Origin of the sequence: Undibacterium sp. WLX3042 (genome assembly GCF_049544825.1) — a bacterium.
GTDB lineage: Bacteria > Pseudomonadota > Gammaproteobacteria > Burkholderiales > Burkholderiaceae_D > Undibacterium.
The window spans coordinates 1896044-1920306 of sequence record NZ_CP186698.1; the positions used below are offsets into that span (position 1 = coordinate 1896044).

18 protein-coding genes and 2 tRNA genes are annotated in these 24263 nt (G+C 51.0%); 2 read left to right on the plus strand and 18 right to left on the minus strand.

Annotated elements, in window-relative coordinates:
• Positions 1-231: 231 nt before the first annotated feature.
• The 17 genes from ACPAOP_RS08560 to ACPAOP_RS08640 form a co-directional block, all read right to left on the minus strand.
• Positions 232-307, minus strand: a tRNA-His gene (locus ACPAOP_RS08560).
• 84 nt (positions 308-391) lie between these two features.
• Positions 392-949 (minus strand): hypothetical protein, encoded by a 558-nt coding sequence (locus ACPAOP_RS08565; protein ID WP_423679693.1) that lies wholly within the window; start codon positions 947-949, stop codon positions 392-394.
• Positions 950-1144: 195 nt separating this feature from the next.
• A complete protein-coding gene (locus ACPAOP_RS08570) occupies positions 1145-1597 on the minus strand; it encodes a copper chaperone PCu(A)C (protein WP_423709955.1) in 453 nt (150 codons plus the stop codon).
• Between the two features lie 12 nt (positions 1598-1609).
• Complete coding sequence (gene dusA / locus ACPAOP_RS08575; RefSeq protein WP_423679695.1) at positions 1610-2647, minus strand: tRNA dihydrouridine(20/20a) synthase DusA; 1038 nt, start codon at positions 2645-2647, stop codon at positions 1610-1612.
• A gap of 111 nt (positions 2648-2758) precedes the next feature.
• A complete protein-coding gene (locus ACPAOP_RS08580) occupies positions 2759-6838 on the minus strand; it encodes a DEAD/DEAH box helicase (RefSeq protein WP_423709956.1) in 4080 nt (1359 codons plus the stop codon).
• 120 nt (positions 6839-6958) lie between these two features.
• Positions 6959-7264 carry a DUF1294 domain-containing protein gene (locus ACPAOP_RS08585; protein WP_423709957.1) on the minus strand — a complete coding sequence of 102 codons (306 nt, stop codon included), beginning with the start codon at positions 7262-7264 and terminating at the stop codon, positions 6959-6961.
• A 169-nt stretch (positions 7265-7433) separates the two neighbouring features.
• Entirely contained in the window at positions 7434-8798 is a 1365-nt protein-coding gene (gene yegQ / locus ACPAOP_RS08590) for a tRNA 5-hydroxyuridine modification protein YegQ (RefSeq protein ID WP_423709958.1), read from the minus strand.
• A gap of 133 nt (positions 8799-8931) precedes the next feature.
• Positions 8932-9813 (minus strand): DMT family transporter, encoded by an 882-nt coding sequence (locus ACPAOP_RS08595; protein WP_423679699.1) that lies wholly within the window; start codon positions 9811-9813, stop codon positions 8932-8934.
• 182 nt (positions 9814-9995) lie between these two features.
• Entirely contained in the window at positions 9996-11831 is a 1836-nt protein-coding gene (gene typA, locus ACPAOP_RS08600) for a translational GTPase TypA (RefSeq protein WP_423679700.1), read from the minus strand.
• Positions 11832-12015: 184 nt separating this feature from the next.
• Complete coding sequence (gene truB / locus ACPAOP_RS08605; RefSeq protein ID WP_423709959.1) at positions 12016-12951, minus strand: tRNA pseudouridine(55) synthase TruB; 936 nt, start codon at positions 12949-12951, stop codon at positions 12016-12018.
• A 35-nt stretch (positions 12952-12986) separates the two neighbouring features.
• On the minus strand, positions 12987-13376 hold the full coding sequence (gene rbfA / locus ACPAOP_RS08610; RefSeq protein WP_423679702.1) for a 30S ribosome-binding factor RbfA: 390 nt from the start codon (positions 13374-13376) through the stop codon (positions 12987-12989).
• Between the two features lie 57 nt (positions 13377-13433).
• Entirely contained in the window at positions 13434-16283 is a 2850-nt protein-coding gene (gene infB / locus ACPAOP_RS08615; protein ID WP_423709960.1) for a translation initiation factor IF-2, read from the minus strand.
• Between the two features lie 47 nt (positions 16284-16330).
• Positions 16331-17890, minus strand: coding sequence for a transcription termination factor NusA (gene nusA, locus ACPAOP_RS08620; RefSeq protein ID WP_423679704.1), 1560 nt, complete (start codon positions 17888-17890; stop codon positions 16331-16333).
• Entirely contained in the window at positions 17887-18372 is a 486-nt protein-coding gene (gene rimP / locus ACPAOP_RS08625; protein ID WP_423707643.1) for a ribosome maturation factor RimP, read from the minus strand. The genes nusA and rimP overlap by 4 nt, the downstream gene beginning before the upstream one ends.
• A gap of 214 nt (positions 18373-18586) precedes the next feature.
• Positions 18587-20146: a pseudouridine synthase gene (locus ACPAOP_RS08630; RefSeq protein ID WP_423707645.1), complete on the minus strand. Its 1560-nt coding sequence runs from the start codon at positions 20144-20146 to the stop codon at positions 18587-18589.
• A complete protein-coding gene (gene scpB / locus ACPAOP_RS08635) occupies positions 20127-20948 on the minus strand; it encodes an SMC-Scp complex subunit ScpB (protein ID WP_423707646.1) in 822 nt (273 codons plus the stop codon). Before scpB ends, ACPAOP_RS08630 begins: the two co-directional genes overlap by 20 nt.
• A 290-nt stretch (positions 20949-21238) precedes the next feature.
• Positions 21239-21315 (minus strand) — tRNA-Met (locus tag ACPAOP_RS08640).
• A 139-nt stretch (positions 21316-21454) separates the two neighbouring features.
• Here ACPAOP_RS08640 and ACPAOP_RS08645 point away from each other — a divergent pair.
• Complete coding sequence (locus tag ACPAOP_RS08645; protein WP_423679708.1) at positions 21455-22027, plus strand: NUDIX hydrolase; 573 nt, start codon at positions 21455-21457, stop codon at positions 22025-22027.
• A gap of 119 nt (positions 22028-22146) precedes the next feature.
• Here ACPAOP_RS08645 and ACPAOP_RS08650 read toward each other — a convergent pair whose 3' ends face one another.
• Positions 22147-23349, minus strand: coding sequence for an ammonium transporter (locus ACPAOP_RS08650; RefSeq protein ID WP_423707648.1), 1203 nt, complete (start codon positions 23347-23349; stop codon positions 22147-22149).
• 189 nt (positions 23350-23538) lie between these two features.
• Between ACPAOP_RS08650 and aat the strand changes: the two genes are divergently transcribed.
• Positions 23539-24255 (plus strand): leucyl/phenylalanyl-tRNA--protein transferase, encoded by a 717-nt coding sequence (aat, locus tag ACPAOP_RS08655; RefSeq protein ID WP_423707649.1) that lies wholly within the window; start codon positions 23539-23541, stop codon positions 24253-24255.
• Positions 24256-24263: the final 8 nt, after the last annotated feature.

A 24263-nucleotide genomic window follows, 5' to 3' on the forward strand; every position in this document is an offset into this window, starting at 1 on the left:
GAAAGAACTAGACCGGCCTAGGTCGTATCGTCAGTTCCAATGCACGAGATAAGGCATCACGAAAGTAAATAAACGGACACTCACTTGAACGCGTCCCACAACAAATCATTGATAAGTGGCAAACAAAAATCGCTCAAGAAAACAAGCTGACGGAAAATTTTTTTTTCGTTGACAAATAGAAAAACGGCTTACAAAGAAAACTCTGTAAGCCGTTGATTTCATTAAATTCTGTGGGGTGGACGATGGGGCTCGAACCCACGACAACAGGAATCACAATCCTGGACTCTACCAACTGAGCTACGACCACCACTGAATTTCACCTGAATTTTACCCCAAGTGAGCTACGCATTATATAAGGATTTCGCCCCCATAGCAATACTTTCTCAAGCAATCAGGTCATTAAACTGAGGAATGCATTCATCGTGCAGTCGCGTTGATGCGAGACTTTGGACCAGCTCAGTGCACTCCTCTCTTGTATTTGCTTATTCAGATGGAGAGATGACTGGTGGCGGTTGATCACTTGCGTCGATAAAAAGCGATGCAGCAAATGCCGCTGGTCCTGATGCAATGCTTCATAAAATGCCAGGCACAAATCACGCATACGGATATTTTCAGTCGTACCGGACTGCTCTTCCTGCTCAAGCTGGGAAAACAGCTCAGGTAAAGCAAAGCTGTCTTTCTGCATTGATTCCCGCTGCGCTGATTGCCATTGTTCACGTCGCACTTCGCGTTGACGTAAGATGTGGCTCAAGGTGCCGACAGTTTCATGCCAGAATGCGCTTTGCTTTGGTGTCAGCGCCAGTAGGTGATGCACATCATCCGCCCGTGACAGCAAATGTTCTATACGGATTCGATCGAAAGGAACACGGCTGAGGATCGCACTGTCTGATATGGCAACAGCCATATCAATGGCGAGTGCGTTTCTTTTAGTGAAGGAAATTCGTCGCATAAAATCTGTCTAGTCAGAATGAGTCTGAATAAAAAATGCCTACGTAATTCCTACGTAGGCATGAACTCACAATCCAGTGAGAAGAGGAGCGTGCGTTGAAACAGTTAACAATATAACTGCACCACCCCGCATCACCGGAAGCTATTACAAATTTTTACTCGCCATAGAAAAGCGTCACAATTTGGGTCATGAAACTTACATTTTGTGTTCCATCGTTGTCAGACTTTTGACGGTCGCTTTCACATCCACAGTTTCCTGTTTTTTATTTTCATCTTCGAAAATTAATTTCAGTGTCACGGCATCACCGGCTTTTGCCTGCGCTTTCAAGTCCATCAGCATGACATGATAACCACCAGGTTTGAGCTCGACATTTTTTCCGGCCGGCACATCCAGTTGAGGAATCGCACGCATTTTCATAACGTTATTGTCCATCTTCATTTCATGCACTTCCACCAGACCGGCTGCCGCCGACTGCACTTCGATCAGGCGTACATTTTTTGTACTTTGAATCTGCATAAATGCACCAGTCGCTTTTTGCTGTGGCACGGTAGCTCTGACCCACGCATCCTTCACCACAATTTCAGCTTGTGCGGCCAAAGTAAAGGTGGCGATGGAAGCAGCGATGATGGATTTGATAAACATGTTCATAAGGCCCTCTGATTATTGAGAAGATACTTCGAGACTGCGATCATACGCAGTCACTGTTTGCATGCGTTCAAAAGCTTCAAGCAATATGTCAGGATTACCGGAAGCCAGCTTTTTACTATCGGACAAAGTTTGCCGGAAAGCACGGGCACCAACCAGCCCCATCATCAATCCCAGCATGTGGCGTATCACGCTATTGAGGCGCAAACCCTTGCCTCCATTACCATACAATTCTAACTGACGATGAATATACGGAATCATCGCATGCAGAATTTCTTCACGGGTTTTGACCGGGGTCATGTCATCGTAAAAGAGCGCATCAAAGTCCGCCATAAAATAAGGATTGTGATATGCCTCACGCCCTATCATCACGCCATCGACATGCTGTAAATGCTGCTGCATTTCCGCCGTCGTTTTAATGCCGCCATTCAGAATAATTTCCAGCTCAGGAAACTCTCGCTTCAAGCGGTAGGCGTAATCATATTTCAGCGGCGGAATCTCACGGTTTTCGCGCGGCGACAAGCCTTTCAGGATTGCAGTTCGCGCATGCACGATAAAGGTTTTGCAACCTGCATCAGCGACCTGCCCGACAAAGTCACGCATAAATTCATACGAATCGACATCATTAATACCGATGCGATGCTTGACCGTGACATCAATGGAGACCGCATCTTTCATCGCCTTCACGCAATCCGCCACCAGTTGCGGCTCTGCCATCAGGCAAGCGCCGAAAGCGCCTTTCTGCACGCGCTCAGACGGGCAACCGCAATTCAGATTAATTTCATCATATCCCCACTCTTCGCCCAGTTTGGCGCAATGTGCGAGATCAGCAGGCTCGCTACCGCCGAGCTGCAACGCGACAGGATGTTCGCCGGGATTAAATTCCAGATGACGTTGCAGATCACCATGAAACAGCGATCCGGTCGTCACCATCTCGGTGTACAGCCAGGTATGGCGGGTGATATGGCGATGAAACTGACGGCAATGGCGGTCACTCCAATCGAGCATCGGGGCCACGGAGACGCGGCGGGGAGGCAAAACTTGAGTAGTCACAATAAATACAATACAGCGTTAAGCAAACCGCTATTGTACCTCGCTACCTTGCTGACTCACTGCCACGTTGCGCTGGTCAGCAGGCGGCTCACCAGCGCGCGCACGAAGATATCAAACGTTTTCCTTCAGCAAGCGTAGTAATGCAGCCGTATCGAGCCGTGCCGCAACGTCGCCCTCGTCCAGCAGACTGTCTGCCAGATCTCGTTTTTCCGCATGCAAGGCGATGATTTTTTCTTCTATCGTGTTTTGCGTCACCAGTCGATAAATCGTGACCGGCCTTTGCTGCCCCATGCGATGAGCGCGATCAGAGGCCTGATCTTCGACCGCCGGATTCCACCACGGGTCGAGATGAATGACATAATCGGCGGCGGTTAGATTCAGTCCTGTGCCGCCCGCCTTCAGGCTGATCAGGAACACATCACCATCACCGGCCTGAAATGCGTCAACGCGTTTTTTGCGTTCGGTTGCAGAGGTACTTCCATCGAGGTACTGATAACGGATACCTTTCCTATCAAGGCTGTCGCGTACGATCGCCAGATGATCGACAAACTGACTGAACACCAGTGCTTTATGGCGGTTGTCCAGCAATTCATCGATGGTGTCTTCAAACACCGCCAGCTTACTGCCGCTGATTGTGGAATTTTTTAATACCAGTTGCGGGTGGCAGCAAAAACGGCGCAGTTTGGTAATCTCTGCCAGCACTTTCAGCGATTGCCCTTCTTCCGCACTGAGCGAGGCAATTTTATCCATCGCTTCCTGCCGCAAAGCTTCGTACAGATGGCGTTCTTCATCACTCAGCTCAACTTGCAAGGTAATCTCGGTACGCGGTGGTAACTCTGTCAGCACCTGGGTTTTGGTACGCCGCAAAATAAACGGCTGTATCAGCTTTTTCAGATGCTGACGTGCGGGCTTATCACCACGTTCAATCGGCGTACTGAATTTATCGGTAAAACGTTCTCTGGAGCCAAGCAGGCCGGGATTAATAAAGCGAAACAGATTCCACAATTCACCCAGATGATTTTCTACCGGCGTGCCGCTGGCGATCATCTTAAAATCTGCCGTTAATGCCATCGCCGCCTGACTACGCTTGGTTGCGGCATTCTTGATGACTTGCGCTTCATCCAGCGCCACGCTGTGCCAGTGTTGCGCAGCGAAAGCCCCGGCATCCGACTGCAACATGCCATAACTGGCAATGACCAGATCGAAAGGTCCGAGATCCGCCAGTGAACGATGACTATGATACGCACGCACTTTCAGCGTCGGCGCAAAGCGCATGACTTCTGCCTGCCAGTTCATTGCGACCGAAATCGGCGCCACCACCAGCGCAGGTCCGCCCGGCGCTCTGTCCAGTAACAAGGCCAGCGTCTGCACAGTTTTCCCCAAGCCCATGTCATCCGCCAGACAAGCACCGACACCCCAGTGCGCCAACCTCGCGAGCCACTGATAACCGGCCAGCTGATAATCACGTAATTCCGCCTGCAGCGTAGAAGGAACCTGCGGGTAAAAGTCGGCCAGCGCATCGAGTTTATTCACTTGCTCACGCCAGGCTGCATCGGCTTCTATTTCGCCGGCTTCCGCAGCCAGTTCTGCCAGCGCAGGTGCCGCCAGCGCATTCAGGCGTATGCCATCGGCACCTGCTTCGCCTAATGCGCGCAGCTCATCGAGCCGCTTGCGAAAACTGTCGGTCAGCGCCAGATAATCATTCTCACCTAATTGCAGGAAACGTCCGCGAGCTGATCCTGCCATTTGCAGCAGTTCACGCAGCGCCAACACCCGCCCGTCATCCAGCGATAACTCGCCGCCAGCAACAAACCACTCGCCCTGCTTTTTAATCGTCAGGCGTAAATTCTGCAGCGAACGACTGCCTCTCAACCGGAAACGTTCGCCCTCAGGCCACACCAGTTGCAGGCGCTCCGCAGGCACGGCGCGTAATTGCTCCAGCAATTCCAGACATTGTTCAGGATGCTGCAACTGCCATTCCTGTCCGCTCTCTTCGGCATGGGCAAGTGCGGGGCAGGCATCGAGCACGAATTGCATCAGAGCTTTTTCCTGTTGCAGATCGCGACTCGCCTGCACCGGCACGCCCGCCTGCTCCCCAAGCACATTGACCGCGCCTTTCCCCGGCTGAAACCAGCCACCATCCGCCAGAGGCCGCATCAGCAATTGCACGCGCAAGCCTTCCTGCAAGGGCAGTAAATGCGCAAACATGGTCTGGTCTGCGGCCAGCGTGGTGATATGCGCAGCCAGCTCCGGTAAATCAGAATGAATTGCCAGATGCGGCGCAATCGCGGCAATCACATCGACTAACTGCGCCTTGGCTGTTACTGGCACCGTCAGGCCGCGGCCAAGGATGCCAGTAATCTGTTTGATTTCCGGGCTGGAGGTGTACACGGCCAGACGGGTCGGCGTTTCTTTTTTCCAGACTACGCTTGCATCAGCGCTGATGAATGGTTCCAGTTGCAAGCTGATCTGATCGCCATTCTCTTTCAACTGCAACGCGATATCACCTTTAACGACATCAATGCGGACATCCGGCGCATCCGACCAGTACACCGCAGGGTGTGTAACCAGAAACGGCAGCGCTTTATCGATATTGATTTCAAATTCACTGCCACCGTAATAACTGTCAGACGCGCGACGTATGCAGGCAGCAATCTGTTTATCCTGCTCAGTCAGATAGGGGAAAGCATCCAGCTCCTGCGCCAGACGTCGCAATGCAACCGGGCGCCCTTTACTCCAGACACCTTTGCTACTGCGCTTCTGCTCACGCGGCTCAATTTTCAGCTCCTGAAAATGAAATTCCAGTAACCAGGCAAGCCGCATTTCTTCCTCTTTTTTTGCTGCAACCGCCGCACTGGCAGGCTTGAGTTGTGACAGTGCATTCAGCGCCCGCTTCCATCCTTCTTCGCGCTGCAAAGCGAGCAACAAGGGCTGGATATTCTTCTGGCGATGCCATTCGGGGAATTGCGGCACTTGTTTAAACTGATGCACCAGCAAGACATCGAGCTCCGCCGCTACCCACTGATAGCCGAAGCGAACCATGGTCTCACGCATTTCCAGCAGCTTTGCGTGCAAGCGCGGATGAGGTGGTGCGTCTTGCCAGTACGCACAGATTACCTCAAACAAGGCGTCGATATCATGTGCAGTACGAACATTAAAATGCGATACCGGTAACACGACGCCTTGCGCCATGTGATTCGTCAGCGGCTGCAAAACATAGTAGCTGAACGCATGTCGCTGTTTCACACCCTCATCCACCTGCGCTTTCGCTAATTGCAAACTACCGGTGTCATTCTTTGCCAGCATAGCGACCGTACTCAACAAACCAAGTAAATCGGGAATAAAAATTTTCCGCTTACCACTGCTGGCTTTTTGCATCTGCGCATAGGTTTGCGCCAGCCCGACGGCAACCGGCATTTTGTTTTGTAAGACTGCCATCGCAATCAGCATTTCGCCCTGAAATTGCGGCGGCAACTGACGCTGCAACCGCGCGAGGCGCTCGAAGTCGCCGCGCAATAAGGCTTGCCAAGCAACGAGCCCCATCAATTGCGGCCAGCTGTTGGATTCCTGATCCATCTGCTGACAAGCGTATTCGTACGCCAGACGGCAATCGAGTAACTCCCAGTTCGCTTTGACAAAAATATCCGTCAGCACCATGCCCTGATCAATCGGCCGGAGTTGAGAAAATAAGCGGATACCATCTTCATGCTGGAAAAATTCTGCACCAGGAATAAGCGCATGATCGTTTTTAACACTGAGAAATTTTTCACGCCATAGCAAGGCCTCATCTGTTCTGCCAAGCAGCACGGAAAACAGCATTTCACGACTGTAAAATTCTGCATCGTAGGATTTCCAGTGCTGATATTCGCCGTGCTTTTTCAATAAATCACGAATCTGGCTGATCCATAATTTCATACCGCCACTCTGCTGCAAACGCAGCAATACCGGCATGCGCCAGTCATCACGCAAGATATAACCCAGGCCAATTTCCTGCCGCAAAACCTGACGCTTGCACAAATCCAGCATCAGATCTTTGAGCAGCTTCGCATCGTAGGGATTACCCATCAGGGTTTTCGCACCGCGCAACTGCATTAACTCCAGCGCTTTGGTCTGGCTCAGCGGTGCGGTATATAAAGCCGTGGCATATACGATGGGTAATTCGTCGTCGGTGAGGCGGTCAAACAAATCCATAGAAAGTCAATGAGCTGAAATGAAGGATAAGAAAATTGGCAGACATGTACAGCATCTGTGTTTTATCACGTTTCCAATGGAAGATCACGCAAACAGATCAATGTGACGACAGCCACTTTTTTAATGCACGGTTAAGAAAAATACGCAGGCGGCAAGCAACGCCAATACGAACAGCCAGTGCAGCACCAGCATCAGAAAAAACCATCGCAGGAACGATCGCTTCACCGACTTGTGGCGTAGAAATTTGTGTGCCAGCAACGCCCCGGGCCAGCCACCGATCAGACTCAGCAACAATAGTTTTTTTTCGGGAACGCGTGATCTGCGCTGTATCGCCGCTTGCTTATCGTAAAAATAAACCAGAAAACACAGCAGACTGAGCAGCAGGTAGTAAGACAGCGTCAGCGCAAGTATGAGTAGATAGGACACCGGCTATGTGGAAAAAGAGAAACCATGCGATTCAGCGACATAAAAATACTCCCCCGGAGTATCCTAAAACCACCTTTATTTATAAGGACATCAGGGGTGTTTTACAAAAAACAGGGGGGAGTATCCAAATTTTGCTTCAATACCGCATGTATCATGCGGTATTGAGTGCTTACAGCATTTTTGCCAGCAAGGCTTTTTCGTATTTCGCATCCAGCGGAATGCGCACAGTATGACCTGCACCGCCAATGATGTTGAGTGACTGGTTTTCTTTGTTACGCATTTCGGACAGCGTCACGATTTCATTGCCATTCGGCGAAATGATTTCGATCTGATCGCCGACGGCGAAACGGTTTTTCACTTCTACTTCCGCCCAGCCATCAGCAACACTCAGCACCTGACCAACATACTGGCTGCGGTGCGCCTGCGATACGCCTTCCATGTAGTTCTGATGGTCTTGCGTGTGATGACGCTGATAAAAACCGTCGGTATAACCACGGTTCGCCAGACCATTCAACTCACCCAGCAATTGCGGGTTAAACGGACGACCAGCCACCGCATCGTCAATCGCACGACGATACACCTGAGCAGTACGCGCCACGTAATACAGCGACTTGGTACGACCTTCCACCTTCAGGGAATCCACACCGATTTTCGCCAGACGCTCGACGTGTTCCACCGCGCGCAAGTCTTTGGAATTCATGATGTAGGTGCCGTGCTCATCTTCCAGAATCGGCATCAGGCTGCCCGGCTTACCGGTTTCTTCGATCAGGTAAGGACGGTCTGCTAGTGGATGACGCTTCATATCGCCCATCGCAGAGAACGACTGATTCGCATCTTCCAGGGCTTTATTGAAATCGAACTTGATGGTTTCGACCGGAATATTCACCAGATCGCCGGTTTCGTTTTCTGATGCATTGGAAACCTTGTAATCCCAGCGGCAGGAATTGGTGCAGGTGCCTTGATTCGGATCGCGGTGATTGAAGTAACCGGACAACAGGCAGCGGCCGGAGTACGCGATACACAGCGCGCCGTGTACAAACACTTCCAACTCCATATCCGGGCATTCCTGACGGATTTCTTCGATTTCATCGAGTGACAGTTCGCGTGACAGAATCACACGGGTCAGGCCCATTTTTTTCCAGAATTTGACGTCTGCCCAGTTCACCGCATTCGCCTGTACCGACAAATGCACAGGGACTTCCGGCCATTTTTCACGTACCATCATGATCAGACCAGGATCAGCCATGATCAGCGCATCCGGTTTCATGGCGATCACCGGCTCCATGTCGCGCAGATAGGTCTTGAGCTTGGAGTTATGCGGGAAAATATTGCTTGCAACAAAAAACAATTTGCCACGTGCATGGGCATCATTAATCCCTTGCTGCAACACTTCCAGCGTCGAAAATTCATTGTTACGCGCACGCAGGCTGTAACGTGGCTGACCGGCATACACCGCGTCAGCACCGAAGTCGAAAGCGGCATGCATTTTTTCCAGCGAACCCGCTGGCAGTAAGAGTTCAGGGGCTTTTAACATAGCAGAACCATCCGAAAAAAATATTGGCGACTGATAATCGTACAAAATAACTGTACAAAAATAATCGCACTAAATAATTACATTAACAAATATAACAACAGGCTGGCACCATTACCGGACAACGCTGCATTATTCAGGATGCACTCTCGCGCATCGACGCCAGTTCATTCAGTATCAGCGCAATCAATACGATCGCCCCACCGGTGATCGTTGCCTGTGCGGGCATTTCACCCGCCCCCAGCCATGCCCAGATCGGTGCCAGCAGTACTTCCAGCAGGCACAGCAGGGAAATTTCCGGCGCGCTCAGACTGGCGGAAGCCCTGACCATCAACATGCACGGTAAGCCCAGTTGAAAAAAACCCAGAATTGCCAGCAACAATACATCATGCAACGATGCCTGCAATGGCAAGGCAAACGGCAGCATTACCAGCGCAGAAATAGAACCACCCAGAAATACTGCCGGAATCAGATCAACCGCATGCCCGCCTTTTTTCATCAGGATCACATTGACGGAAGCGGCAACCGGCACCCCCAGTGCAATCAGCATGCCGAGCAAACCGCGCTGATCGACCTCTGACAAACTGCCCGCAAACATCCATCCCATGCCGAGGCAGGCGGCAGCGATTGCCCACCATGTGCGTGCCGGTATCCGTTCACGCAAAATCATCCAGGCCAGAAATGCGGTAAATAAAGGCGCAAGGCTTTCCATGATCGAGGTATTCGCCACTGTCGTCATGGTCATGGCGATCATGAAACAGGAATACATGGTCGCCCACATACAACCGGATAAAAATCCCAGCTTACCAAGCAGGCGTAAGCGCGGAACAAAGCCACGTCCGTATTGTTTCAACATCACCACCATGACGAACACGGCCGCAAACAAACTACGCCAGAACGTTACTTCAAACCCTTTTGCCGAATCCAGATGCCGCGTAAAGACCCCGGCAATACTCCACAAAGTGGCGGTCACTATCATCAGAATCACCGCGCCACGGTGGCTTAGCTTGTTTGACATTCCCTACCTGCTTATCAATTGATCCAGCGATTACCGGTTCCGCAGTGTCGCTGTCGCCGCCCGGTGAATCAAACCCGGAGGCAGCCCGGTCTGCTCAATAGAAAAACCCGTTTGACTCCCACCTGTGGCAAGAGCGAAACGGGTTGATCTTCATGCGCCACAGCGCATGAATACCTCAGCAATTACGCTTCGCGTGATGCTTTTTTACGCTCGTGTTCTTTCAGGAAACGCTTACGCAAACGGATACTCTTCGGTGTCACTTCAACCAGTTCGTCATCCTCAATAAACTCAACTGCATACTCGAGCGACAATTGAATTGGCGGAACCAGACGCACAGCTTCATCTGTACCGGAAGCGCGAACGTTAGTCAGCTGTTTACCTTTAACCGGATTCACAACCAGATCGTTATCGCGGGAATGGATACCGATGATCATACCCTCGTAAACCGGGTCATTGTGGCTGACGAACATACGGCCGCGATCCTGCAGTTTCCAGATCGCATAAGCCACGGCTGCGCCGTCTTCCTGAGAGATCAGCACACCGTTACGACGACCAGCCAGCTCACCTTTGCTGTTGTCAACCGGTGCATAATCATCAAACACATGACTCATCAGACCTGTACCGCGAGTCAATGTCATGAATTCACCCTGGAAGCCGATCAGGCCACGGGCCGGAATACGGTATTCCAGACGTACACGACCTTTGCCGTCCGGTTCCATGTTTTGCAGATCGCCGCGACGACGACCCAATTCTTCCATGACGCCGCCCTGATTGGTTTCTTCAACGTCCACTGTCAGGTTTTCGTATGGTTCGTAACGCACACCATCCACCATTTTGAATACGACACGTGGACGGGAAACTGCCAGCTCAAAGCCTTCACGACGCATGTTTTCGATCAGAATTGTCAGATGCAACTCACCGCGGCCGGACACTTCGTAGCAGGAATCATCGCCTTCAGCCTGAACAACGCGCAACGCCATATTCGATTTCAGTTCGCGTTCCAGACGGTCACGGATCTGACGTGTGGTCACGAATTTACCTTCGCGGCCGGCCAGTGGTGAACTGTTGACCATGAAATTCATCGTCAATGTAGGTTCATCGATCTTCAGCATAGGCAAGGCTTCTGGCGCGTCCGGCGCACAGATCGTGGAACCGATGCCGATTTCTTCAATACCGTTAATGAGGACGATGTCACCTGCTTGTGCCTCATCAACCAGTACGCGATCCAGACCTTTGAATGTCAGCACCTGATTGATACGGGCTTTGGTTGGTTTGTCTTCCGGACCGTTCATCCAGACGACGTCTTGCAGACCACGGATACGGCCACGCAGGATACGGCCAACACCGATTTTACCAACGTAAGAGGAGTATTCGAGAGATGTGATTTGCAGTTGCAACGGACCATCCGGATCATCTTCGCGTGCCGGAACGTGTTTCAGAATCGCGTCAAACAATGGCTCCATGTTACCTTCGCGCACTGTGTCTTCCAGACCGGCGTAACCTTTGAAACCGGATGCGTAAACAATCGGAAAATCCAGTTGTTCATCGGTTGCACCGAGTTTATCGAACAGTTCGAAAGTCGCGTTAACTGCTTTTTGCGGATCAGCATTTTCACGGTCGATCTTGTTCACAACGACGATAGGCTTCAGACCCAGCGCGAGTGCTTTACGTGTCACGAAACGGGTTTGCGGCATCGGACCTTCTTGCGCATCGACCAGCAACAGAACCGAGTCAACCATAGACAATACACGTTCCACTTCACCACCAAAGTCAGCGTGGCCCGGCGTATCAACGATGTTAATGTGCGTACCTTTGTATTCCACCGCGCAGTTTTTGGACAGAATCGTGATACCACGTTCTTTTTCAATATCATTCGAATCCATCACGCGGGAATCGACCTGTTGGTTTTCGCGGAAAGTGCCGGATTGACGCAATAATTGGTCAACCAGTGTGGTTTTGCCGTGATCAACGTGGGCGATGATGGCAATGTTACGAATAGCGCGTTTTGTAGTGGACATGGTAACGTTCATTTGGGGTAAATCGGATAACCGACGATTATAACATGCTGCAACGCAAAAGCATAAAACACCTATTATTTCAAGGAGTTGCTACAAAGCGATGACAACGATAATGATGACTGGCGATGCTGTTGCAAGCTCACACCTGCTGCACAACATCCACAGTTAAACCTTATACGGATAACTATGATTCCTGCGTATTGATCAGACGTTCCGGCGCAAGGATACCGAATTCCTGTAACTGGGCTGAGCCCAGCAATTGCCCGTCAGAGTCCCGATACACCCGGACTCTGCCAATGACCTGCGGCAGACTGACAGTTTCTTTGCCCAACGCCAGCCTTTGCCCATGCAGAAAACGTCGGGCCAGTTCTTGATTCAAATGTACTACCGGAAAACTCGACAGCAAAGCGTCCACAGGATCAAGCAAGGCCAGTCGTTGCTCTTCAGGCAAAGACTCCAGAAAGTCCAGCGTAATGGACTTCTCCAATACCAGATGACCGACCTGAATCCGGCGCAGCTCTTTCAGATGCGCACCGCATCCCAGCGCCGCGCCGATATCTTCACCCAAGACGCGAACGTACGTCCCTTTACTGCATTTCACTCTCAGGCTGAGCAAGGGAGCATCATAAGCAAGAAATTCCAGCTCATGGATCACCACATGACGCGCCTCGCGTTCAAGGGTGACGCCGGCTCTTGCGTACTCATACAAGGGTTTACCATCACGCTTCAGCGCCGAATACATAGGAGGCACCTGCGCAATCGGGCCAGTGAATTGTTTTAAAACCTGCCGTATCTGCTCTTCAGAGACATCCACGCTTCTGGTTTCAAGTACATCACCCTCAGTATCCCCGGTCGTCGTGGTGACACCGAGATGGACGACAGTTGTATAGGTCTTATCAGCCTCCAGCAAGTCCTGAGAAAACTTGGTTGCCTCGCCAAAACATAGAGGCAACAAGCCAGTCGCAAACGGGTCCAGCGTACCCGTGTGACCCGCCTTCATCGCATTCAGCAAGCGTTTCGCTTTAATCAAGGCGTCATTACTGGAAAAGCCAACCGGCTTATCCAATAGCAAAACACCGTGCACAGGTACACGGGGACGTTTTTTAGTCTGAGTTGTCATAAGCCTGGAAAGCCGGAGAGAACTCCGGTCAGAGATCAGTTTTCGCCATCGTCTTTAGCACGGGTGGCATTCGCTTCATCAATCAGCTTAGACATGGCCATACCACGTATCGTTGATGTGTCATGGATGAAGTGCAATTGCGGCAGAGTATGGATATGCAAACGCAAACCCAATTGGGCTCGCAGAAAACCAGCGGCGCGCGCCAGCGCATCACTTGTTGCTTTAATGGCAGCCGGATCGTCTGCCAGTGTCGTGAAGAAAATTTTTGCGTGTGCATAATCAGGTGTGAGCTGCACCTCCGTCAGCGTGATCATACCAACGCGCGGGTCTTTCAACTCAGACCAGATGATTTCAGCCAGATCCTTCTGAATCTGATCAGCAACGCGCAAACCACGACCCGGTATATTTTTACTATGTTTTGCCATAAATTATTTTTTGCCTCTATAAACCAGAACCCCGGCCTGGGCCGGGGTTGGCTTGACTTACAGAGTACGTGCAATTTCCTGTACTTCAAATATTTCTAGGTTATCGCCAACCTGAATGTCGTTATAGCCTTTCAGCGACAAACCGCATTCCATACCGGCGCGAACTTCTTTAGCGTCATCTTTATAGCGTTTCAGGGAATCCAGCTCACCAGTCCATGTGACGACATTATTGCGCAACAGACGGACAGACGATGTCCGTTTCACCATACCATCAGTGACCAGACAACCTGCAATCGCACCGACTTTGCTGACCAGGAATACCTGCTTAACTTCAACCATACCGATGATCTGTTCACGTTTTTCCGGCGCCAGCATGCCGGACAAGGCCGCTTTCACTTCATCGACAGCATCGTAAATGATGTTGTAGTAGCGAATATCCACACCATTCGACTCTGCCAGCTTGCGTGCAGACGCATCAGCGCGGGTGTTAAAGCCAATAATAACGGCCTTAGAAGCAACCGCCAGATTGACGTCATTTTCAGAGATGCCACCAACTGCCGCGTGCACAACCTGCACACGCACTTCGCTGGTAGACAATTTCTGTAAAGACTGAACCAGAGCTTCCTGGGAACCTTGTACGTCGGTTTTGACGATGATAGGCAGATTTTTAACTTCACCCTCGCCCATGTTTTCAAACATGTTTTCGAGTTTAGCGGCCTGCTGTTTCGCCAGTTTGACATCACGGAATTTACCCTGACGGAACAAAGCAATTTCACGTGCTTTGCGCTCATCAACCATCACCATGACTTCTTCACCTGCCGCCGGCACTTCTGTCAGCCCCTGAATCTCCACCGGGATCGACGGACCAGCTTCAGTAATATTGACGCCATTCTCATCCAGCATCGCACGAACGCGACCGTAGGAAGAACCCGCCAGTACTACGTCACCACGTTTCAGAGTGCCGGACTGCACCAGAATAGTGGCAACCGTACCGCGACCTTTATCCAAACGCGCCTCAACAACCAGACCTTTGGCAGGCGCATCTTTCGGTGCTTTCAATTCCAGCACTTCGGCCTGCAGCAACACGTTTTCCAACAGCGAGTCGATACCAAAACCGGTTTTTGCTGACACCTGAACAAATGGTGAATCGCCCCCGTATTCTTCTGGGACGACGCTTTCAGCGATCAGCTCTTGCGTCACGCGATCTGCATTGCCACCCGGCTTATCAATTTTATTGATAGCGACAACCAGTGGCACACCTGCTGCTTTTGCATGCGCAATCGCTTCTCTTGTCTGCGGCATAACGCCGTCGTCGGCGGCCACGACCAGAATCACGATATCGGTCGCTTGCGCACCACGTGCACGCATCGCAGTAAATGCCTCATGCCCCGGAGTATCAAGGAATGTGATCATACCGCGCGGAGTTTCAACGTGATAAGCACCAATGTGCTGCGTAATACCGCCTGCCTCACCCGATGCCACTTTGGAACGGCGAATGTAATCCAGCAACGATGTTTTACCGTGATCGACGTGACCCATCACTGTTACCACAGGCGCACGCGGGAAAGACTCGTACTCAGTATGTTCAGCAGCATCAGTCAGCAAAGCTTCCGGATCGTCAAGTTTGGCGGCAAATGCTTTATGCCCCATTTCCTCAACCAGAATCATTGCTGTTTCCTGATCAAGAACCTGGTTAATCGTGCACATCTGGCCTAATTTCATCAGATGCTTGATAACCTCAGACGCCTTGACCGACATCTTGTGTGCTAACTCCGCGACTGTCAGTGTTTCCGGTACATAAACATCTTTTACTATCGCTTCAACAGGTACCTGGAAGTTGGACTCACGTTCTTCGTGATGACTATTACGGCGTCCTTTCGGACCACCTTTCCAGCCTTCACGACCACCGGAAGTATCGCCACGGGTTTTCAGACCACCGCTGCGTTTTTTAGAATCTTCCTGCCACGTAGAGGAGACATTCGCGGATTTAATCGCCTTCTTATCTCCGGTCGCCGGCTTTTTGTCATCCTTTTTGTCTGCACTTGCCACTGCTGGCTTTTTATCTCCGGCTTTTTTATCTGCCGGTTTATGCAAGGTACCTTCAGCCTTAGCTGTCACCGCAGGCGCAGATGGCGCTGCTTTAACTGGACGACGCGCTGCATTCATCATTTCTTTGATCTGCGCAACTTCGTCAGCTACTGCTTTTCTTGCCTTTTCTGTAGCCGCTGCACGCTCTGCGGCTTCTTTTGCTTCTAAGGCAGCTTTTTTCTTTGCTTCTTCTGCTTCCAAACGTTTTTTCTCTTCATCTGACTGGGAAGGCTTCGCCTCCACAGTTTTTGCTGCGGCAGCAGCGGCTGCGGCTTGCTCAGCCTTCAGCCGCTCTGCCGCTGCTTTGGCAGCTTCTGCTTCCGCAGCTTCACGCATTGCTTTTGCCTGAGCTTCCTTTTCAGCTTCCAGCTTGGCAAGACGCTCCTGCTTCTCACGCAACTCAGCCTCCTGACGTGCTATCAGTTCAGCTTCGCGGCGGGCCTCTTCTTCACTGACCGCTGGTTCTACCGGCTCGGCTGCAACAGCTCGTGCTGCAACATCATCCGCGGCCACTTCATCGCGTTTGACAAACGTACGCTTCTTACGGACTTCAACCTGAATGGTGCGAGATTTGCCTGTCGCATCCGCCTGCTTAATCTCCGTTGTCTCTTTACGAGTCACCGTGATTTTTTTCTTTTCAATGTCAACCGAAGATCCATGTGAACGACGCAGATGTTCCAGCAATCGGTCTTTATCTTCTTTTGTCAACGAATCTGACGTCGAATTTTTTTCGACACCCGCTCCACGCAATTGCGTGAGCAACAATTCCGCTGACATTTTCAGCTCGGTGGCAAATTGGGCAACGTTGTTACTCGCCATTCAGTCCTCTTTTTCTATGTGCGCGTTATGAATATGAAACCCGTGAATTACTTTGCTTCTACGAGTTTCCAGGCATTGGCTAACAAAGCCTTGGCCTGATCATCATATTTAGCGTCGATGAGCTTCATCTCATCATCGGTCACATCTTCAAATGCTTCTTTAATTAAATGGCGTGAACGGTCGGCAGACAATGCCAAAATCGCGCCAAATTCGTCGTACGCCAGACCAGCAAAGGCTTCCAGCGTCTTGATGCCAGCCAGCCCCAGCTTACCGGCGATCACACGCGTCATTCCTTCCAGGTTGATCAGTTTTTCGTCCATGCCCTCGAGCCCTTCTTCAGAAGCAATCGCTTCCGTCAGCAGCGCATCTCGTGCACGGTTACGCAGCTCATTAACCGTATCTTCATCAAACGCCTCAATTTCCAGCATTTCAGTGATAGGCACATAAGCTATTTCTTCCAGACTGGAGAAACCTTCTTCGACCAGAATCTCTGCAACTTCCTGATCGACATCGAGTTTTTCCATGAACAAAGCGCGAATACCGGCAGTTTCCTGCTCCGCTTTGCTGGCAGACTCTTCCGCCGTCATGATATTAATTTGCCAGCCAGTCAGTTCCGACGCGAGGCGTACATTCTGACCGCTGCGGCCGATGGCAATCGCAAGATTTTCTTCGTCAACCACCACATCCATACCGTGCTTGTCTTCATCGACCATGATAGAAGACACGTTCGCCGGCGCCAGTGCACCGATCACGAATTGAGCAGGATCTTCAGACCACAACACGATATCAACACGTTCGCCGCCTAGTTCGCCAGTGACAGCCTGAACGCGGGAACCGCGCATACCTACACAAGTACCGATAGGATCAATACGTTTATCGGCAGTATAAACAGCGATTTTCGCCCGAACACCTGGGTCGCGAGCTGCAGACTTGATTACCAGAGAACCCTGCTCAATTTCGGGCACTTCCAGCTCAAACAATTTCATGATGAATTCGGGCGCTGTACGGGACAAGATCACCTGCGGTCCGCGGGCATTGCGATCAATACGCAAAATATATGCACGGACACGATCACCAACACGCAAATTTTCTTTAGGAATCATCTGATCGCGTGGTAGGCGAGCCTCAATTTTACCAGACTCAACCACCGCGTCACCACGCTCCATACGCTTAATCGTACCGGTAACAAGAGAATCGCCGCGTTCAAGGAAGTCCGCCAGAATTTGTTCACGCTCAGCGTCACGGATGCGCTGCAATACCACTTGCTTGGTATCTTGTGCAAAACGGCGCCCGAAATCAACAGACTCGATTTCTTCTTCGATATAGTCGCCAATCTGAATTTCAGGGTCATCCTCAACCGCTTCGAAATGCAGAATTTCCTGATCCGGCAATTGCAAGCCAGCCTCATCAGGAACGACATGCCAGCGACGGAAAGAACGAAACTCACCGGTGTCGCGATCAATTTCAACGCGAATATCCACTTCACCTGGAAAACGCTTTTTTGTCGCTTGCGCTAAAGCATGCTCCAGCGCGCCGAAAACAACTTCTTCATCGACGTTTTTTTCGCGTGCCAGCACATCAACCAATAACAACAAATCACGACTCATGCTTTGCGACTCCTAAAATCCACTTGCGGCACCAGACGTGCCTTATCCACATCGGCGAGCGTAAACTCCAGCATGGCCGACCCATCTTTTACTTCAAATTCCAGCTTCAGATTATCACCCTCAGGCTCATGCAAAATGCCTTCGAAAGTTTTACGGTTTGGCGTACCAGGTAAAGGCATACGTAATTTCACGTTGGCTTTTTCACCGGCAAAACGCACATAGTCTGCAAGCTTCTTCAGCGGCCTGTCGAGACCCGGCGAAGATACTTCCAGACGATTGTAATTAACATTTTCAACCGTCAGCACATGCGACAACTGATGACTGACCTTCTCACAGTCCTCAACTGTGATGTTGCCCTTCTCAATATCGTCCGGCAAAAAATCGATGTATACCCTGAACAGGCCACGTTCAGCCTGCTCAAAATCCACCAGATCATATCCAGTGCCGTTGACAGTCTTCTCTATTAAATCCAGCAAAACCAAACTATTCTCCGAAAGTCACAAACCTGCACTCACACAAAATCAGTCATACCAAACGATAAGACCAAAAAAAAATGGGCAACTGCCCATCTTTTTTTCGTAGCACCCGAGCCAAACAACTCTTCAGGCATAATCCGCTAACTACCAGATTATAAACGATTATTTACCCCATCGCAATGGAAGACAGGGCAAAACAACGATAATTCATGCCACTAAATCAAGCACCACGCGCACGTCTGCGTGCGGCAATCCCCTGCCCTATCGCCTGTCCGCTGCCACGGATTGTTGGCCCACGGCGCTGTTGCCCCACATCAGGAAAACCCAGTGCTGTTTGTAGTGGATCAGGCTGCCTGCTGCGCTTATTCCCGGAACCTCCTGCGCTGCCAGACTTATTGCCACTAGTGTTACTACCACGACCTGAGCCATATTCACCACGCCCGCCGGACATAGGGAAAGATGATTGCTTTTGCGTAAAGGGCGTGACACCAAACGGCACTTTATTGCCGTAACTTTTGCCACTTTTTGCCGCAGGTTTATCAGAAGCCGCTTTTTCCAGCCCGCTTAATTTCATCAGGCTACGGACAGCATCCTCACCCAATTCTTCCCAGCGACCACGCTTCAGGTTGGCAGGCAATGTCATTGCACCGTAACGGGTACGGATCAGACGTGAAACGGTCAGACCAACCGCCTCAAACATACGACGCACCTCACGATTACGGCCCTCGCCAATAATCACGCGATACCACTTATTCACCCCCTCACCACCACCATCGGTAATTTTGGAGAACTGCGCCATACCATCTTCCAACTCCACACCAGCCAGCAGACGCTGACGCATCCCTTCTTCGAGCTCACCAAGAGTGCGGACCGCATATTCACGCTCAATACCGTAACGGGGATGCATCAGTCGGTTCGCCAGATCACCGGACGTGGTAAATAAGAGCAATCCTTCTGTGTTGTAATCGAGACGGCCAACTGCCAGCCACTTGCCGACCTTCATCGTCGGTAGGCTTTCAAATACCGAATTGCGTCCCTCAGGATCATTCGTACTGACAATTTCACCGGCAGGCTTATGGTAAATCAGGACGCGCGGCGGCTTTTTACTCACCTTGCGCATAATCGGCTTACCATTAATCCGCACCTGATCGGTAGGCAGAATACGCTGCCCGATATGCGCCGGCTCTCCGTTCACCGACACGCGACCGGCAACAATCAGATCTTCCATATCACGCCGCGAGCCAAGTCCCGCTTCCGCAAGAACCTTGTGCAACTTAGGCGCATCATCATCCGCCGTCAGATCACGACGCACAGACTTGGCATTACGCCCCTTCCCCTTCGACTTTTCATCTTCAGCAACGTCGGCATCAAACGCCTCGGATGTGACAAATGAAAACACATCATCCGGAGTATCAGCACCGCGACGAGCACCTTTAACCTGCTGCGGACGACGCCCGTTACCACGCGCACCAGCGGAACCCGCTTCACGTGCAGAGCGCTCAGCGCGGGCAGATGACTGTCCACCGTCAGCACGATCAGTACGCGACTTACGCTGACGATTCTGATTCGGGGAACGCGAACGCTCAGCAGCAGCATTTGACACAACAGACGACGCAACATCAGCGGACTCAGTCACCTCTGCTGACGCAACAACATCCGGTTTAGCTCGGGTTCTGCGCATATTGCGCGGACCGCGTACGCCGCGTTTGACTGGCTTTCCATTATCGGCGCCATTTTGCGCCTGATCGTTATTCACATCTTCAGGATTCATTGGATTCATTCTTCAATTCTATTTGAGACTGCTGAAGCAGATCAGCACCCGATTCCGTATCCGGCACCAGCCCTCCGGTCGCCTGATCACTTGTATTTTCAACAGCAACAAGCTCAACACCCACAACTTCAGGTGCATCTTCCTGCTCAGATGCAATCTCTTCAGAGGATGACTGCATCAAACTAAAACTTTCCTGAGCACCCGCACTCAACTGCTCCGCGAGACTACCCGGCACTGACTCTTCAGCGGACGCCTCAGGAGACTCATCCGCATCAGCCTTCGTAATTTGCTGCAGAGGCGGCAACTGATCCAGCGAGGCGAGACCAAGATCACTTAAAAACTGCTTTGTCGTTGCAAACAGAGCCGGACGCCCGGGGACATCACGATGACCGATCACCTCAATCCAGCAACGATCCTCCAGCGCCTTGATCATTTGCGAGGCAACAGTCACGCCACGAATTTCTTCGATATCACCCCTCGTCACAGGCTGGCGATAGGCAATAATAGCCAAGGTTTCCATCGTCGCCCGGGAATATTTGGGTGGCTTCTCAGGATTGAGCCGGTCAATATACGCGCGCATTTCAGGACGACTCTGGAAACGCCAGCCATTCGACAGACCAACCAGCTCAATCCCCTTATCCGACCAATCCAGACGCAGATCTTCCAGCATCGATTTAATGGTATCAGCACCGACCACGTCACCTTGATCATCAGTTTCCTGAAACAGCTTTTTCATGGAATTCACGGTCAGCGGCTCAGGCGCGCATAACAAGGCTGTTTCGAGGACTCGCTTTGCCTCAGCAGTATTCATGCAAATAGTAATTACACGGGTTTAATAGATGTCATACAGCAGGACGAAGCAGCAATGAACTTGCTTCAACCCACAACTTTATGCATTTAATTTTGTCGCACCCCATTCAGGTGACGACGCCCATCAAGAGGGCAGATCAGGGTGTATTTGAGAGCACAAAAAAATAAGTGGTGCCCGACCCGTCAAATCAGTAGATGCTAGATTGTAGTCCATATTGTGGAACACAATCAAAAATAATCATCGTTCAAATAAAAAAAAGCCACGTAACAACGCGGCTTTTTTTGTAATTTTGGTTGCGGGGGCAGGATTTGAACCTACGACCTTCGGGTTATGAGCCCGACGAGCTGCCAGACTGCTCCACCCCGCGTCTGAAGGGATAAACTATACACGTTTTTGCTGCTTTGCGCAAATCTTTCGCAATGCAATGACAATTACCAGTCAAAGCACGCCAAACGCGCGATGAATTGATACACTGCTGAGACCGCTTAATTTTTTCACCATTTACCATGAAATTCTGTTCCGATTGCGCGGCTCCCGTCGAGCTGAAGATCCCCGCTGACGATACCCGCGAACGTTTCGTCTGCACGTCTTGCGGCGCCATCCATTATCAGAATCCCAAGATGGTAGTCGGCTCAATACCGGTATGGGAAGAGAATGGCGAATTGAAAATCCTGCTTTGCAAACGGGCGATCGCGCCACGCTACGGCTACTGGACTTTACCGGCAGGCTTCATGGAAAACAATGAAACGACCGCACAGGCAGCACAAAGAGAAACGGAGGAAGAAGCCGGCGCCAATATCCAGTTACACGACTTATTCTCTATTCTGAATGTGCCGCATGTGCATCAGGTACATCTGTTTTACCGCGCCACTTTACTGGATCTGAATTACGCAGCAGGCACGGAAAGTCTGGAAGTGCAACTGTTCTCAGAAAAAGAAATCCCGTGGAATGAGATTGCCTTCCCAACCATCAGCTATACCCTGAAATTCTTTTTTGAAAACTACAGCCGTGCCCAGCAAGGTGAATGCTACAAACTCTACGCGCATGACATCTTTAAACCGATGCGACAAGAGGATTAAGCGATACCACGCAAAGATGCTTCAAAATAAAAAAGGGTGGAAATTCCACCCTTTTTTATTTTGAAGCCTCACCTCTCTCGCTGATACTCCAGCACTGCGATCGCCATCTTCAGCAGATATTACCAACTGGATTCGCGCTCTGCCGTCGATGAAATTTTATGTATCGACAAATCAGCCCCCTCGAATTCCTGCTCAGGATCGAGACGGATGCCCATGGTTTTTTTCAACAAACCGTAAATCGCGTAGCCACCGGAAAATGCAATCATAATGCCGAGCACGGTACCAAAGACTTGCGACAACAAACTGACGCCGCCCAGCCCGCCCAGCATCTTCTGACCAAAAATACCGGCAGCCATCCCGCCCCACGCGCCGCACAAACCATGCAAAGGCCAGACACCGAGCACATCATCCACCTTCCATTTATTTTGTGTCCAGGTGAACATCCAGACAAAAATAGCACCGGCCACACCACCGGTGATCAGCGCCCCCAGAGGATGCATCAGATCAGAGCCGGCGCAAACCGCGACCAGTCCCGCCAGCGGGCCGTTATACACAAAGCCGGGATCATTCTTCCCCATCAGCAAAGCGACCAGCGTTCCGCCCACCATCGCCATCAGGGAATTAATCGCCACCAGACCATTCATCTTATCCAGCGTCTGTGCGCTCATGACGTTGAAGCCGAACCAGCCCACCGTTAATATCCACGCACCCAGCGCCAGAAACGGAATACTGGAAGGTGGGTGCGCCGCAATCGCGCCATTTTTCATATACCGGCCACGGCGCGCGCCCAGCAGCAGCACCGCAGGCAACGCGACCCATCCGCCAAAAGCATGCACCACAACAGAACCAGCGAAATCATGGAACTCCTCAGAAAAAGCCGCTTTCAGCCAGTCCTGAATGCCGAAGCGGTGATTCCAGGCGATGCCTTCAAACAAAGGATATAAAACACCGACCAGCACTGCCGTTGCAATCAGTTGTGGATAGAATTTAGCGCGCTCGGCAATACCACCGGAAATAATTGCCGGTATCGCTGCCGCAAAGGTCAGTAAAAAGAAAAATTTCACCAGCTCAAAACCATTCTTTGCCACCAGCACTTCAGCGCCGGAATAAAACTGGATGCCATAAGCGATGCTGTAACCGACAAAGAAATAAGCAATCGTCGATACCGCGAAATCGACAATAATCTTCACCAGTGCGTTGACCTGGTTTTTTTTGCGCACAGTGCCTAATTCCAGAAACGCAAATCCTGCGTGCATTGCTAGAATCATGATTGCACCGAGCAAAATAAACAAAGCATTGGCGCCATCGATTTGTACGTTCATGCTGATACCTCCCATTAAATGTGCACTTCTGAATTAATTTCACACAGATAAAGCAATAAACATTCCAATTTGGTGCAAACACTTTAAGTCATTGAATTTTATGGATAATATCAATTTAACACGCACCATGCACAAGCATTTTGTACGCCACAAAAGCGCAGTTTTAGTGCAAATGCAGAAAGGAGTGCGATGATTCCCTGGCTGGAAGCGGAAACGCCCTTTCCTGATGCGGCGGCGGCACTTACTGAGCGGGATGGTGCGGCTGGCCTTCTGGCAGCAGGAGCAGATCTGTCGCCGCAGCGCCTTTTAATGGCGTACAAACAAGGTATTTTCCCCTGGTTTTCTGAAGGCCAGCCGATATTGTGGTGGTCCACCGACCCGCGCATGGTGCTGCAAATATCGGACTTCAGAATTTCAGACAGTCTGAAAAAAAGCTTAAAAAAAATCCGTACCGATCCTCGCTGGGAAATCCGCTTTGACTCGGCTTTTGAACAAGTCATGCGCGCCTGCGCGGCACCGCGCAAAGATGGCAACGGCACCTGGATATCCGAAGACATCGTGGCGGGCTACTCCGGCCTGCATCAGCTCGGCTATGCGCACTCATCCGAAGTCTGGCTCGATGGTGAGTTAGTCGGCGGCGCTTACGGCGTTTGCATCGGTCGCATGTTTTATGGCGAATCCATGTTTGCACGGGTATCGAATGCCTCCAAAATTGCGCTGAGTCACCTGGTATTTTTCTTACGTGAACACGGAGTGAAAATGATAGACTGCCAGCAAGAGACCGCGCACCTTGCTTCACTGGGCGCAAAACCCATCGCCCGCGCCGAGTTTATCCGTTGGATAGCACAGGCGACCACACAACCGATGATCGAGGAATGGCAACCGCTGAGGGCGCTATATCAATGACAGCAAAG